Origin of the sequence: Saccharopolyspora pogona (assembly GCF_014697215.1) — a bacterium.
GTDB classification, from domain to species: domain Bacteria; phylum Actinomycetota; class Actinomycetes; order Mycobacteriales; family Pseudonocardiaceae; genus Saccharopolyspora; species Saccharopolyspora hattusasensis.
Map to the genome: position 1 here is coordinate 7,736,225 of NZ_CP031142.1, position 13,665 is coordinate 7,749,889.

At 68.3% G+C, this 13,665-nt stretch carries 16 protein-coding genes; 14 read left to right on the forward strand and 2 right to left on the reverse strand.

Annotated elements, in window-relative coordinates:
- Positions 1–110: 110 nt before the first annotated feature.
- The 9 genes from atpB (at position 111) to DL519_RS36520 (ending at position 7,751) form a co-directional block, all read left to right on the forward strand.
- Positions 111–890, forward strand: coding sequence for a F0F1 ATP synthase subunit A (gene atpB / locus DL519_RS36480; RefSeq protein WP_190821620.1), 780 nt, complete (start codon positions 111–113; stop codon positions 888–890).
- 60 nt (positions 891–950) lie between these two features.
- Entirely contained in the window at positions 951–1,211 is a 261-nt protein-coding gene (locus tag DL519_RS36485) for an ATP synthase subunit c family protein (RefSeq protein ID WP_190821622.1), read from the forward strand.
- Positions 1,212–1,241: 30 nt separating this feature from the next.
- Positions 1,242–1,823: a F0F1 ATP synthase subunit B gene (locus tag DL519_RS36490; protein ID WP_190824429.1), complete on the forward strand. Its 582-nt coding sequence runs from the start codon at positions 1,242–1,244 to the stop codon at positions 1,821–1,823.
- Between the two features lie 21 nt (positions 1,824–1,844).
- Positions 1,845–2,675: a F0F1 ATP synthase subunit delta gene (locus DL519_RS36495; protein ID WP_190821624.1), complete on the forward strand. Its 831-nt coding sequence runs from the start codon at positions 1,845–1,847 to the stop codon at positions 2,673–2,675.
- A 73-nt stretch (positions 2,676–2,748) separates the two neighbouring features.
- Complete coding sequence (gene atpA, locus DL519_RS36500) at positions 2,749–4,395, forward strand: F0F1 ATP synthase subunit alpha (RefSeq protein ID WP_190821626.1); 1,647 nt, start codon at positions 2,749–2,751, stop codon at positions 4,393–4,395.
- 11 nt (positions 4,396–4,406) lie between these two features.
- Positions 4,407–5,333, forward strand: coding sequence for a F0F1 ATP synthase subunit gamma (locus tag DL519_RS36505; protein ID WP_190821628.1), 927 nt, complete (start codon positions 4,407–4,409; stop codon positions 5,331–5,333).
- Between the two features lies 1 nt (position 5,334).
- Positions 5,335–6,765: a F0F1 ATP synthase subunit beta gene (gene atpD, locus DL519_RS36510; protein WP_190821630.1), complete on the forward strand. Its 1,431-nt coding sequence runs from the start codon at positions 5,335–5,337 to the stop codon at positions 6,763–6,765.
- A 170-nt stretch (positions 6,766–6,935) separates the two neighbouring features.
- On the forward strand, positions 6,936–7,301 hold the full coding sequence (locus DL519_RS36515; RefSeq protein WP_010305255.1) for a F0F1 ATP synthase subunit epsilon: 366 nt from the start codon (positions 6,936–6,938) through the stop codon (positions 7,299–7,301).
- 12 nt (positions 7,302–7,313) lie between these two features.
- A complete protein-coding gene (locus DL519_RS36520) occupies positions 7,314–7,751 on the forward strand; it encodes a DUF2550 domain-containing protein (protein ID WP_190821632.1) in 438 nt (145 codons plus the stop codon).
- A gap of 95 nt (positions 7,752–7,846) precedes the next feature.
- Here the strand turns inward: DL519_RS36520 and DL519_RS36525 are convergent, their stop codons facing one another.
- On the reverse strand, positions 7,847–8,419 hold the full coding sequence (locus DL519_RS36525; protein ID WP_168585122.1) for a cob(I)yrinic acid a,c-diamide adenosyltransferase: 573 nt from the start codon (positions 8,417–8,419) through the stop codon (positions 7,847–7,849).
- A 162-nt stretch (positions 8,420–8,581) separates the two neighbouring features.
- Here DL519_RS36525 and murA point away from each other — a divergent pair, with 162 nt between their 5' ends.
- The 5 genes from murA to ehuA all read left to right on the forward strand — a co-directional run bounded on the left by murA (position 8,582) and on the right by ehuA (position 12,992).
- The gene (gene murA, locus DL519_RS36530; protein ID WP_190824430.1) at positions 8,582–9,838 is read left to right on the forward strand and encodes a UDP-N-acetylglucosamine 1-carboxyvinyltransferase; all 1,257 of its coding nucleotides are present in this window, start codon (positions 8,582–8,584) and stop codon (positions 9,836–9,838) included.
- Positions 9,839–9,935: 97 nt separating this feature from the next.
- Positions 9,936–10,829, forward strand: coding sequence for an ectoine/hydroxyectoine ABC transporter substrate-binding protein EhuB (ehuB, locus tag DL519_RS36535; protein ID WP_190821634.1), 894 nt, complete (start codon positions 9,936–9,938; stop codon positions 10,827–10,829).
- Positions 10,830–10,849: 20 nt separating this feature from the next.
- Positions 10,850–11,563 (forward strand): ectoine/hydroxyectoine ABC transporter permease subunit EhuC, encoded by a 714-nt coding sequence (gene ehuC / locus DL519_RS36540; RefSeq protein WP_190821636.1) that lies wholly within the window; start codon positions 10,850–10,852, stop codon positions 11,561–11,563.
- Entirely contained in the window at positions 11,564–12,214 is a 651-nt protein-coding gene (gene ehuD, locus DL519_RS36545) for an ectoine/hydroxyectoine ABC transporter permease subunit EhuD (RefSeq protein WP_190821638.1), read from the forward strand. It begins immediately after the preceding gene.
- Between the two features lie 13 nt (positions 12,215–12,227).
- Entirely contained in the window at positions 12,228–12,992 is a 765-nt protein-coding gene (ehuA, locus tag DL519_RS36550; protein ID WP_190824431.1) for an ectoine/hydroxyectoine ABC transporter ATP-binding protein EhuA, read from the forward strand.
- 24 nt (positions 12,993–13,016) lie between these two features.
- Here ehuA and DL519_RS36555 read toward each other — a convergent pair whose 3' ends face one another.
- Entirely contained in the window at positions 13,017–13,556 is a 540-nt protein-coding gene (locus DL519_RS36555) for an NUDIX domain-containing protein (protein WP_190821640.1), read from the reverse strand.
- Positions 13,557–13,665 lie beyond the last annotated feature (109 nt).

Consider the following 13,665-nt stretch of genomic DNA (forward strand, 5'->3'; position numbering starts at 1 on the left):
GTGGGGAGGGCCCCTCCGCGTGCCAGATCGCGTATCAGGTACGTTAAGTGCAAAACGTGACGATTCCCCCGGCAGAGTGAAGTTCACCGGGAGAACCGGAAGGAGCCCAGTTGGGCGCGCTGATGCTGGCCGAGGTCGGAACATTCCAACCGCCGGGTGCCGATAGCTTTGTCCTTCCGCCGATCTTCGGCGGAGTCACCAAGCCGATGCTCCTCGTCGTGCTGTCGGCGATCATGGTGGGCGCCTACTTCGTGATCGCCACCCGGAACCTGAAGCTGGTCCCGGGCAAGGGGCAGTTCGTTGCGGAGTTCGTCTACGAGTTCAGCCGCAACAAGATCGCGCGGGAGCAGATCGGCGCCAAGGACTTCCGTCCGTTCGTGCCGCTGATCTTCACGTTGTTCACCTTCATCCTGGTGAACAACATCTTCGGCATCGTCCCGGTCATCCAGTTCCCCACGATGTCGCGGATCGGTTTCCCGATCGCGCTGGCCGTCGTGGTGTACCTGGTGTTCCACGGGGTCGGCTTCGCCCGGCACGGTTTCCTGGGCTACTTCAAGCACATCATGTTCCCACCCGGGGTGCCCAAGCCGATCTACATCCTGCTTGCCCCGATCGAATTTCTGCAGAAGTTCATCGCGCAGCCGGCCGCCCTGGCGGTCCGGGTCTTCGCCGCGATGTTCGCCGGACACCTGATCCTCCTGGTGTTCACCTTGGGCGGGGAATTCCTGCTCATCGAGGCGAGTGGGGCGTTCAAGCCGATCTCGATCGTCGCGTTCGCCTTCTCCATTGCCTTGACGTTCGTCGAAGCCTTGATCCAGGTGCTGCAGGCCTACATCTTCGCGCTGCTGACCGCGAACTTCATCGGCGCGGCGCTGTCCTCCGAGCACTGACGAGAAAGACCAAGACCTCCGATCCGCGCCGAGAAGCGGACCGAGTGAAAGGTAGTGAAAGTGAGCAACATCGTTCTTGCGCAGGCCGCTGAGGCCGCGGGCAGCATCAACCCCGGTCTGGCCGCGATCGGCTACGGCCTGGGCGCTGTCGGCCCCGGTATCGGCGTCGGCCTGATCTGGGCGGCCGTCATCAACGGCACCGCTCGCCAGCCGGAGGCCCAGGGCCAGCTGCAGGGCATCGCCTGGATCTCGTTCGTTCTGGTCGAGGTGCTGGCGCTGATCGGTCTGGTCGTCTACTTCATCGCCTCTTCCGCTGCCTGATAACGGCTTAACGCATTGGGAGACGTTGTGGTGAAGACGCAGATGCTGCTGGCCGCGGCTGGCGAGCACAACCCGATCATCCCCGAACCAGCGGAGATCGTGGTCGGTCTGATCGCCTTCCTGCTGCTGCTGTTCGTGCTGTGGAAGTACGCGATCCCGCGCTTCGAGAAGATCTACGCGGAGCGCAGCGAGCGGATCGAGGGCGGTATCGCCAAGGCCGAGGCCGCCCAGGCCGAGGCCCAGCGGACGCTGGAGCAGTACAAGTCGCAGCTGGCCGAGGCCCGTGCGGAAGCGGCCCGGATCCGCGATGACGCCCGCGCCGAAGGCCAGCAGATCCTGGAAGAGATGCGCGCCCAGGCGCAGACCGAGTCCGAGCGGATCGTCAACCAGGGCCAGACCCAGCTGGCGCACCAGCGGGCCCAGATCGTCGCCGAGCTGCGGTCGGAGCTCGGCCGCCAGGCGGTCGACCTGGCCAGCCGGGTCGTCGGCGAGTCCCTGGAGGACGAGGCCCGTCGGCGGGGCACCGTCGACCGGTTCCTCGACGAGCTGGAGGCCGCCTCGGCCCCGGCGTCGTCCGAATCGGCCGCATCGTCCCGGTCTGGTCAGGCCTAACCGAGTGAAAGGCGCTGAGAGTTGAGCACCCTCGTGAACGCCGCGAGCCGCGAGGCGCTGGCAGCCACCGAGCTGCAGCTGCTGCAGGCCACCGATGGGGCCCAGGCCGCGGAGATCACCGGGCTCGCCGACGAGCTGTTCGGCGTGGCCGCCCTGCTGGGCCGCGAGTCCACGCTGCGGCGGGCGCTCGCCGACGCCTCCACCGACCCGCGGTCCAGGGAGGACCTGGCCCGCGGGCTGTTGGCGGACAAGCTCGGCGCGCGGGCGCTGCCGGTGGTCGTCGAGGCCGTCCGGGCCCGCTGGTCCAGTCCGACGGACCTGGTCGACGGGCTGGAGCGGTTGGCCCGTACCGCGCTGCTGGTGCAGGCCGAGCGGGCCGGCCGGCTCGACGCCGTCGAGGACGAGCTGTTCCGGCTGGGCCGCATCATCGGCTCCCAGGTTGACCTGGAGCGGTTGCTGTCGGACCCGACGGGGGACGAGGCGGGCAAGTACGCGGTCGTCGACCAGCTCATCGAGGGCAAGGTCGAGCCGGTGACCCTGAGCCTGGTCCGCCAGCTGGTGGCCCGGCCGCGCGGCCGGCGGGTCAGCGAAGGCCTGGAAGAGCTGGCGGAGCTGTCGGCGAAGCGCCGCGAGCGCTCGGTGGCGCACGTCCGGTCCGCGATCCCGCTCAGCGATGAGCAGCAACAGCGGCTGTCGCGCACCTTGCAGCGGATCTACGCGCGGCCGATCGCCGTGCACCTCGAGGTCGACCCCGGGGTCGAGGGCGGGCTGCTGATCCGGGTCGGCGACGAGGTCATCGACGGCAGCATCACGGGACGCCTGCAGTCCCTTCGACGTGACCTCGCCGACTGACCGACTGGTCGACCGGCAAGGGGCGTCGAACACCAACTCCCTTCCAAGAACTAACCGAGGGCAGGAACGAGACATGGCGGAGCTGACGATCTCGTCGGACGAGATCCGCAGTGCGATCGAGAAGTACGTCTCCAGCTACTCCCCGGAGGTCAGCCGCGAGGAGGTCGGGGTCGTCACCGATACCGGTGACGGCATCGCCCATGTCGAGGGTCTGCCTTCGGTGATGACCGAGGAACTGCTGGAGTTCCCGGGCGGCGTCTACGGTGTCGCGATGAACCTGGAAGCTCAGGAGATCGGTGCGGTCATCCTGGGCGAGTCCGAGAAGATCGAAGAGGGCCAGGAGGTCAAGCGGACCGGCAAGGTCCTCTCGGTCCCGGTCGGCGACGGCTTCCTCGGCCGCGTGGTCGACCCGCTGGGCGAGCCGATCGACGGCCTCGGCGACATCGCCGCCGAGGCGCAGCGTCCCCTGGAGCTGCAGGCCGCGACGGTCGTGCAGCGCAAGGGTGTGCACGAGCCGCTGCAGACCGGCATCAAGGCCATCGACTCGATGACCCCGATCGGCCGCGGCCAGCGCCAGCTGATCATCGGCGACCGCAAGACCGGCAAGACCACGGTCGCGGTCGACACGATCATCAACCAGAAGTCCAACTGGGCCAGCGGCGACCCGGACAAGCAGGTCCGCTGCATCTACGTCGCGATCGGCCAGAAGGGCTCCACGATCGCCGGTGTGAAGCGGTCTCTGGAGGACGCCGGTGCGATGGAGTACACCACCATCGTCGCCGCGCCGGCCTCCGACTCGCCGGGTCTGAAGTGGCTGGCCCCGTACGCGGGTTCGGCCATCGGCCAGCACTGGATGTACCAGGGCAAGCACGTCCTGATCATCTTCGACGACCTGACCAAGCAGGCTGAGGCGTACCGCGCGATCTCGCTGCTGCTGCGCCGCCCGCCGGGTCGTGAGGCCTACCCGGGCGACGTGTTCTACCTGCACTCGCGCCTGCTGGAGCGCTGCGCGAAGCTCTCCGACGAGATGGGCGCCGGCTCGATGACGGGTCTGCCGATCATCGAGACCAAGGCGAACGACGTGTCGGCCTACATCCCGACGAACGTCATCTCCATCACCGACGGCCAGTGCTTCCTGCAGTCCGACCTGTTCAACGCGGGTCAGCGCCCGGCCATCGACGTCGGTATCTCGGTGTCGCGCGTCGGTGGTTCCGCGCAGATCAAGGCGATGCGGTCGGTCACCGGCTCGCTGCGTCTGGACCTGGCCCAGTACCGCGAGCTGGAGGCGTTCTCCGCCTTCGCCTCGGACCTGGACGCCGCTTCGAAGGCCCAGCTGGACCGCGGTGCCCGGCTGATGGAGGTACTCAAGCAGAGCCAGGGCGAGCCGCTCCCGGTCGAGGAAGAGGCCGTTTCCCTCTACATCGCCATCAAGGGGCACCTGGACTCGGTGCCGGTCGCCGACGTGCGCCGGTTCGAGAGCGAGTTCCTGGGGTACGTGCGGCGTACCAGCGAGACGACGCTCAAGGACATCGTCGAGACCGGCAAGCTCTCCGAAGACGGTGAGAAGGCCATCGTGTCGGCGGTCGAAGAGTTCAAGAAGCAGTTCACGGGCTCCGGCGGCGAGTCGGTCGTCCCGGCCGAGCCGGACGCCGAAGCGCTGGCGGCAGACGAGGTGGGGCAGGAGACCGTGAAGGTCAACCGCCCCGCGCCGAAGAAGTGACCGGGTAAGTCATGGCTCAACTTCGGGAACTCCGGAATCGGATCCGGTCGATCAAATCGACCCGGAAGATCACCAAGGCGCAGGAGCTGATCGCTACCTCGCGCATCATGAAGGCGCAGGCCAGGGTCGGGGCTTCGCGGCCGTACGCCGAGGAGATCACCAGCGTCCTGTCTGCGCTGGCCGACGTGAGCACGTTGGACCACCCGCTGCTGACCGAGCGCTCGAACCCGAAGCGCGCCGGCGTGCTGGTCGTTACCAGCGACCGGGGTTTCTGCGGTGGCTACAACGCCAACGTGATCAAGGCGGCGGAGGAGCTGCAGGCGCTGCTGCGCGAGCAGGGCAAGGACCCGGTGCTGTACGTCATCGGCCGCAAGGGCGAAACGTACTACCGGTTCCGCCAGCGCGAGATCGAGGCGAGCTGGACCGGGTTCAGCGACCGCCCCGACTACGCCGACGCGGCCGAGATCGGCGATACGCTGGTCAAGGCGTTCCTGGCGGGCGCCGACGACTACCTCGACGACGGGGGGCCGGACGGTAAGCTTGGCGTGGACGAGCTGCACCTGGTGCACACCGAGTTCGTCTCGATGCTCACCCAGCGGCCGGCGGTCCGCAGGATCGCTCCGCTCGAGGTGGAGTACTCCGACGAGCCTGTGAAGGCGCTCAAGTCCACGTACGAGTTCGAACCGGACGCCGAGACGTTGTTCGCCGCGCTGCTGCCGAAGTACATCAAGACCCGCCTGTTCGCGGGCCTGCTGGATTCGGCTGCCTCGGAGCACGCGGCTCGCCGGACGGCGATGAAGTCGGCGACGGACAACGCCGACGAGCTGATCCGCAACCTCAGCCGTGAGGCCAACCAGGCCCGCCAGGCCCAGATCACCCAGGAAATCAGCGAGATCGTCGGCGGTGTCGAGGCGCTCTCGTCCGCAGGAAGTGAGTGACATGACTGCTGCTACTGCCACCACCACTGGCACGGGCCGCGTCGTCCGGGTGCTCGGCCCGGTCGTGGACGTCGAGTTCCCGCGCGACCAGGTGCCAGACCTGTTCAACGCCCTCACGGTGGACATCACCGCCGAGAGCATGGCGAAGACGCTGACGCTGGAGGTCGCCCAGCACCTGGGTGACAGCGTCGTGCGTACGATCTCGATGCAGCCCACCCAGGGTCTCGTCCGCGGCGTCGTGGTCACCGACAGCGGTGCCGGCATCTCGGTGCCGGTCGGCGACGTCGTCAAGGGCCACGTGTTCAACGCGCTGGGCCACTGCCTCGACGAGCCGGGCTACGCCTCGGACGCCGAGAAGTGGGCGATCCACCGCAAGGCGCCGAGCTTCGACCAGCTCGAGGGCAAGACCGAGATGCTGGAGACCGGCATCAAGGTCATCGACCTCCTCACCCCGTACGTGCAGGGCGGCAAGATCGGCCTGTTCGGTGGTGCCGGTGTCGGCAAGACGGTGCTCATCCAGGAGATGATCCGCCGGGTCGCCAAGAACTTCGGTGGCACCTCGGTGTTCGCCGGCGTCGGTGAGCGCACCCGCGAGGGCAACGACCTCTGGGTCGAGATGGACGAGTCGGGAGTGCTCGCCGACACCGCGCTGGTGTTCGGGCAGATGGACGAGCCGCCGGGCACCCGTATGCGGGTGGCGCTGTCCGCGCTGACGATGGCGGAGTACTTCCGCGACGTGCAGAACCAGGACGTTCTGCTGTTCATCGACAACATCTTCCGGTTCACCCAGGCCGGCCAGGAGGTTTCGACCCTGCTGGGCCGCATGCCGTCCGCGGTGGGTTACCAGCCGACGCTGGCCGACGAGATGGGTGAGCTGCAGGAGCGCATCACCTCGACGCGGGGTCGTTCGATCACCTCGATGCAGGCGATCTACGTGCCCGCGGACGACTACACCGACCCGGCCCCGGCGACCACCTTCGCCCACCTGGACGCGACCACGGAGCTCTCCCGTGCGATCTCGCAGAAGGGCATCTACCCGGCGGTGGACCCGCTTTCGTCCACCTCCACGATCCTCGACCCGGCGATCGTCGGCGAGGAGCACTACCGGGTGGCGCAGGAGGTCAAGCGGATCCTGCAGAAGTACAAGGAACTGCAGGACATCATCGCCATCCTCGGTATGGACGAACTGTCCGAAGAGGACAAGGTGACGGTGCAGCGGGCGCGTCGCATCGAGCGCTACCTGTCGCAGAACTTCTTCGTGGCCAAGCAGTTCACCGGCCAGGAAGGCTCCTTCGTTCCGCTGAAGGAGACCATCGAGGCCTTCGACAAGCTTTGCAAGGGCGACTTCGACCACTACCCGGAGCAGGCGTTCCTGTCCATCGGTGGTCTCGACGACCTGGAGCAGGCGTACAAGAAGCTCACCGAGAAGTGAGCGCCGGACCCCGCTGACGGGGACGGCAGACCGGCAACGGGGTCGGGGTCCGAGCGGACCCCGACCCCGCTTGCCAAGCACCGCGACAATGCAATTCCAGCCCGGCCAGTCACGATCGCCCTGGTGGCACCGGATAGACTGCGGGCACACACCCGACAAAGGAGACGCGCGTGGCCAACATGTCCGTCCAACTGGTCGCCGTCGAGCGCCGCCTGTGGTCCGGGGAGGCGACCGCCGTGGTCGCGCAGACCACCGAAGGGGAGATCGGCATCCTGCCGGGGCACGAGCCCCTGCTCGGCGAGCTGATCGAGGGTGGCGTGGTGCGCATCACCACCACCGACAAGGAGACCGTGACCGCCGCGGTGCACGGTGGTTTCCTTTCCGTCACCGCGGACGGGGTGAGCGTGTTGGCGGAGACCGCGGAGCTCGCCTCCGAGATCGACGTGGCGCAGGCCCGCGAGGACGTCAAGAGCGCCGATGAACAGGCCCGGGCACGGGCCTTGAGCCGATTGCGAGCAGCCGGCCACTCGGCCTGAACCGGGCCGCGCATGGGTTCCCCGGTCCTGTTGCTCGCGGTGGCCTTCGGGCTGCTGCTGATCGCTGCCGTGGTCGTCGCGGCGCTGGCGTGGCGGCGGCTGCGGGAACTGCGCGTCGGGGGCATCGACGTGGCGTTGCGCGCCAGCAAGGACGGCGGTGGCCGCGGCTGGCACCTGGGTGTCGCGCACTACCGGGGCGAGGAGTTCGCCTGGTACCGGGCGCTAAGCCTGCGATCGGGGCCGAACTGGGTGATCAACCGCCGGGACGTGGAGATCGCGCGGCGCCGCGAGCCGTCGATGGCGGAGGCCTACGTGATGCCCACCGGGTCGACGGTCCTCGACCTGACCGGCCCGGAGCTGGAGCTGGCGATGAGCACCGACGCCCTGACCGGCTTCCTGTCCTGGCTCGAATCCGCCCCACCGGGCCGATCGGTGCCCTGGGCATCCTGAAACCTTCCAGCGGGGTCCGCTTCCGGGCCCCGCTTCTTCGCGACGTTCGGGGCGTACCGCGACGACCCGCTGATCAGGTGTTTCGCCAAGGAGGTCTAGGCGTTGCCGCCCGGCTTCCAGAGGACGTCGCCGTCCGGGTTCGCCACCCGGGCGAGGATGAACAGCAGGTCCGACAGCCGGTTCAGGTACTTGGCGGGCAGCGGCGAAGTGCGCTCGCCGTCGGCTTCCTGCAGCGCCCACGCCGACCGCTCGGCGCGCCGGGCCACGCACCGTGCCTGGTGCAGCAGCGCGCCGCCGGGGGTGCCGCCGGGGAGGATGAACGAGTCCAGCTTGCCCAGGCGCGCGTTGAACTCGTCGCACCAGCCCTCGAGGCGGTCGACGTAGGCCTGGGTGACGCGCAGCGGCGGGTACTTCGGGTTCTCGACCACCGGCGTCGACAGGTCCGCTCCCACGTCGAACAGGTCATTCTGCACCGCCCTCAGTACCTCGACGACGTCGCCGGCGAGCTGCGCGGTTGCCAACGCCACGCCGAGCACCGAATTCGTTTCGTCCACGTCGGCGTAGGCGATCAGCCGCGGATCGGTCTTGTGCACCTTGGAGTTGTCCGACAACCGAGTCGTGCCCGAATCGCCGGCCCGCGTGTAGATCTTCGTCAGGTGGACTGCCATGCCGACAGCCTAGGCGGATCCCGCCGGTGCCCGGGCGTGCGTGACAGGAAGGTTCCCATGCTGCAGTCCGACCGCGCTGCGGGTGACAGGAAGGTTCCCATGCTCGCCCCGATCGCAACCCGATCCGATGGCGGTGGGGGTCGGGCCGTAACCTCGATGCTCGTGAGTGAGCACTTCCGGGTACACGGCGGGGCGCGCCTCGTCGGCGAAGTCGACGTGGTCGGGGCGAAGAACAGCGTGCTGAAGCTGATGGCTGCGGCGCTGCTGGCGGAGGGCACGACGACGATCGTCAACTGCCCGGAGATCCTCGACGTTCCGCTGATGGCCGACGTGCTGCGCAGCCTCGGCTGCGAGGTGTCGATCGACGGCGGCACGGTGCACATCACGACCCCGGCGTCGATCAACCACGAGGCGATCTCGCCGTCGATGGGCAAGCTGCGTGCGTCAGTGTGCGTGCTGGGGCCGCTGGTGGCCCGGTGCCGCCGCGCGGTGGTGACGCTGCCCGGTGGTGACGCGATCGGTTCCCGCCCGCTGGACATGCACCAGAACGGCCTGCGGAAGCTCGGCGCGACCAGCCACATCGAGCATGGCGCGGTGGTTGCGGAGGCGGAGAACCTGCGTGGCGCCCAAATCTGGCTGGACTTCCCCAGCGTGGGTGCGACGGAGAACATCCTGATGGCCGCGGTGCTGGCGGAAGGCACCACGGTGATCGACAACGCGGCGCGGGAGCCGGAGATCATCGATCTCTGCGTGATGCTGCAGCAGATGGGCGCCAAGATCGAGGGTTCCGGTACGTCGACGTTGACGGTGCACGGCGTGTCCTCGCTGAAGGCCGTCGAGCACCGCGTGATCGGGGACCGGATCGTCGGCGCGACCTGGGCGTTTGCGGCGGCTGCGACGCGCGGCGACATCACGGTGCGCGGGGTCGATCCGCGGCACGTGAACCTGGTGCTGGAGAAGCTGCGCAGCGCGGGCGCCGAGGTGACCACGTCAGAGGAGAGCTTCCGGGTGGCGCTGCACGGCCGCCCGCACGCGGTGGACTTCGTGACGCTGCCGTACCCGGGTTTCCCGACCGACCTGCAGCCGATGGCGTTGGCGTTGTCGGCGGTCGCCGACGGCACGTCGATGATCACCGAGAACCTGTTCGAGTCCAGGTTCCGGTTCATCGAGGAGCTGGTCCGGATGGGTGCGGACGCCCGCACCGACGGGCACCACGCGGTGGTGCGCGGCCTGGAGCGGCTTTCCAGCGCCCCGGTGTGGGCGACCGACATCCGCGCCGGGGTGGGCTTGGTGCTGGCCGGGCTGTGCGCGGACGGCTCGACCGAGGTGTGGGACGTGTTCCACATCGATCGCGGCTACCCGAACTTCGTGGAGAACCTGCGCGGTCTCGGCGCCGACATCGAACGCGTGACCGACTGAGCGGTCTGCCAACCCGACCCGCTCCAGTGATGCAAGTCACGCGTTCGGGCCTGACCATGGGCGAGAACCCTGCTGCCGCTTCGAAGGGGCGATGGTCATGGCGAGCAGAGGCTGGACGCGGCGAGATTTCCTGAAGGGCTCCGGCGCCGCGGTGGGCGCGCTGGTGCTGTGCGGGTGCACCCGCACCGGCGGGGGTGGTGCGGGTGGTGATCCGCTCCAGGCGGCCCGAAGTTCCGGCACCATCCAGGTCGGCATAGCCGGTGAGGCGCCCTACGGCTTCACCGACGCATCCGGCAAGATCACCGGCGAGGCCCCGGAGGTGGCGCGCGCGGTGTTCCGGAACCTCGGGGTGAACACCGTGCTGGCCTCGCAGGTCGACTTCAACCAGCTGATCCCGGCCCTCAACGCGGGCAAGTTCAGCGTGGTCGCGGCGGGCATGTTCATCACCCCGGAGCGCTGCAAGAACGCGGCGTTCTCGATCCCGGACTACATCGCGCCGACGGCGTTCCTGGTGCCCGCGGGAAACCCCGAGGGCGTCACCAGCTTCGAGGACGTGGCGAAGAAGAAGCTCAACCTCGCGGTCCTCAGCGGAGCGGTGGAGAAGGACTACGCGCAACGGCTGGGCGTGCCGGACGCGCAGGTGCAGGTCTTCGATTCGCAAAACGCGCTCCTGCAGGCGGTCACCAACAAACGCGTCTACTGCGCAGCGTTGACCAACATCTCGCTCAACGACCTGGTGCGGAAGAGCCCGGGCGCGCAGGTCGAGGTGACCAAGGGCTTCACGCCGGTGATCAACGGCAGGCCCGAGGTGCAGGCGGGCGCGTTCGTGTTCCGCACGCCGGACACCTCGCTGCGCGATGCGTTCAACACCGAGCTGAAGAAGCTGCACGACAGCGGCGAGTGGGTCCGCATCGTCGAGCCGTTCGGCTTCACCCAGGACAACCTGCCACCGGCCGGGGTGACCACGGAGGCACTGTGCGCCGGTAGCTGATCCCGGCGACGGGAGGCGACATGTTCGAGAACTTCTCGCACTTCCTCTCGGTCCTGCTGCAGGGTGTGCCGCCGACGGTGATCGCGACCCTGTGCGGCATAGCGCTGTGCATCGTGCTGTCGTTCACGGCTGGACTCGGCATGCTCGCGCCCTGGCGGTGGGTCCGCGTCATCGCCCGCGGCTACGTCGAGGTTTGGCGCGGCACGTCCGAAGTGGTCCAGCTGTTCTGGATCTTCTTCGCGCTGCCATTGCTGGTCGGTTTCGAGCTGCTCCCGCTGTGGGCGGGCGTCCTCGTGCTCGGCCTGAACCACGGCGCGTACGGCGGCGAGATCGTGCGCGGTGCGGTGCAGGCGGTGCCGAAGGAGCAGTACGAGTGCGCGGTCGCGCTGAGCTTCAGCCGGGTGCAGCGGATGCGGCGGGTGATCCTGCCGCAGGCGGTGGTGGAGATGATCCCGCCGTTCAACAACCTGTTCATCCAGCTGCTGAAGAGCAGCGCGCTGCTCTCGCTGATCTTCGTGCACGACATCACCTACCAGGGCCGGGAGGTACTCGAACCGAACTTCACCGGCCAGACCGCGCTGATCTACCTGCTGATGCTCGCGCTGTACCTGGTGCTGGCGGTGCAGGTCACGATGGTGATGCGGGTGCTGGAGCGGCGGGCCGCCGCGGCCGTCGGCCGCGAACCGGTCGAACCGTCGAAGGCGCTCGGCCGGGTCGAAGGCGGGGCGATCTAGTTGATCTGGGACTGGGAGTTCACCGGCCGGATCATCCCGGACATCCTCGGCGGCCTGGTGGTGACGTTCGAGGCCACGGTGCTGGGCTCGATCGTGGCGTTCGCGCTCGGTCTTGTGCTGGCCCTGCTGCGGCGATCCAGGGTCCGGCTGGTCAGCACGGCGGTCTGGGCGTTCATCGAGTTCGTCCGCAGCACGCCGCTGCTGGTGCAGCTGTACTTCCTGTTCAACGTGCTGCCGGGCATCGGCCTGAAGTTCTCTTCGCTGACCACCGGAGTGATCGGTCTCGGAGTGCATTACGCCTGCTACACGGCGGAGGTCTACCGGGCCGGCATCGAAGGTGTGCCGCGAGGTCAGTGGGAAGCGGCGACGGCGCTGAGCCTGCCGATCCGCAGGGTGTGGACGAGCGTGATCCTGCCGCAGGCGATCCCGCGGGTGCTGCCCGCGCTGGGCAACTACACGATCTCGATGTTCAAGGAAACGCCGCTGCTGCTGGCGATCGGGGTACTCGACCTGGTGGGGGCGGCGCAGGAAGCCGGGTCGGAGGCGTACCGGTACGTGGAGCCGCTGACCTTGGCGGGCATCTGCTTCTTGCTGCTCAGCTACCCGTCGTCGCTGCTGGTGCGGAGGTTGGAACGGCGTGTTGGGGTCTGAGGCGGGCGGAGAGATGATCCGGTTCGACCGCGTGGTCAAGCGGTTCGGCGACAACGTGGTGCTGGACGAACTGGACTTCGCGGTCCGCCCGGGCGAGCGGGTCACCCTGATCGGGCCGAGCGGATCGGGCAAGACGACGATCCTGCGGTTGCTGATGACCCTGGAGCGGGTGGACGGCGGCACGATCCACGTGGGCGAGGAATGCCTTACCCACGTGCGCCGCGGCGAAAGGCTGGTGCCCGCCGACGAAAAGCACCTGCGCAAGGTGCGACGGCGGATCGGCATGGTGTTCCAGCAGTTCAACCTGTTCCCGAACATGCGGGTGCTGCGCAACGTCACGGAGGCACCGGTCCACGTGCTCGGCAAGTCCACTGCGGACGCCGAGCGGCGAGCGCGGGAACTCCTGGGCATGGTGGGCCTGGCGGACAAGGTCGACGCCTATCCGACGCAGCTCTCCGGTGGCCAGCAGCAGCGCGTGGCGATCGCCCGAGCGCTGGCGATGAGCCCGGACGTGCTGCTGCTCGACGAGATCACCTCGGCGCTGGACCCGGAACTGGCGGCCGAGGTGCTCGACGTGTTGCGAGATCTGGCGCGCACCAGCGACATCACGATGCTGTGCGTGACGCACGCGATGAAGTTCGCCCGCGACGTCTCCCACCGGGTGCTGATGTTCGACAAAGGCAAGATCATCGAGGACAAGCCGCCGGCCGATCTGTTCGAGAGGCCGGAACAGGAGCGCACCCGGGCGTTCCTGCGGTCGGTGCTGGAGGAAGCCTGACCTGTCGGCGCCGGTGACGGCCGTTCAGGCGGGGTTCCGGCGTTCGTGCAGGAGCAGCAGCGTGTAGGCGGCGACCGACTGCGCATCGGTGACCTCGGCTGCGGCGATCATCTTCTCGAACTCGGCCCGGGAGAACCAGGCGGCCCGCATGTCCTGCTCCTCCGACTCGCGTTCGTGCTCGCCCGCCGTCAGCCCGGTGGCCAGGAACACCCGCCCGCGCTGGCTGGATATGCCGGGAGCCACGTCGAGGGTGCCGATCTCGACGAGGCTCGCTGCCCGCAGGCCGGTTTCCTCGCGCAGCTCCCGCACGGCGAGCTCGGTCGGCTCGACGTCGAGCCGGTCCGGAGCGGTGCCCTGCGGGAACTCCCACCGCCGCAGGCCCAACGGGTACCGGAACTGCTCCACGAGGTGAAGCCGATCGCCGTCGAGCGGGATCACCAAGGCGTAGTCGGGCTTGTCGACCACGCCGTAGATCCCGTCGGAACCATCGGCGCGCCGAACGCCGTCCTCGCGGACGGTCATCCACGGGTTGGCGTACACCTCGCGACTGCTCGTCTGCTGCATACGGCCATGGTGCCCGACGCGGGCCACGCTGTGGTGGCACAACCTGGTCAACATGTGGGCGTGGTCGCATACCCGCCCGACACCGGCAGGTGCCGATCAATGATCGCGC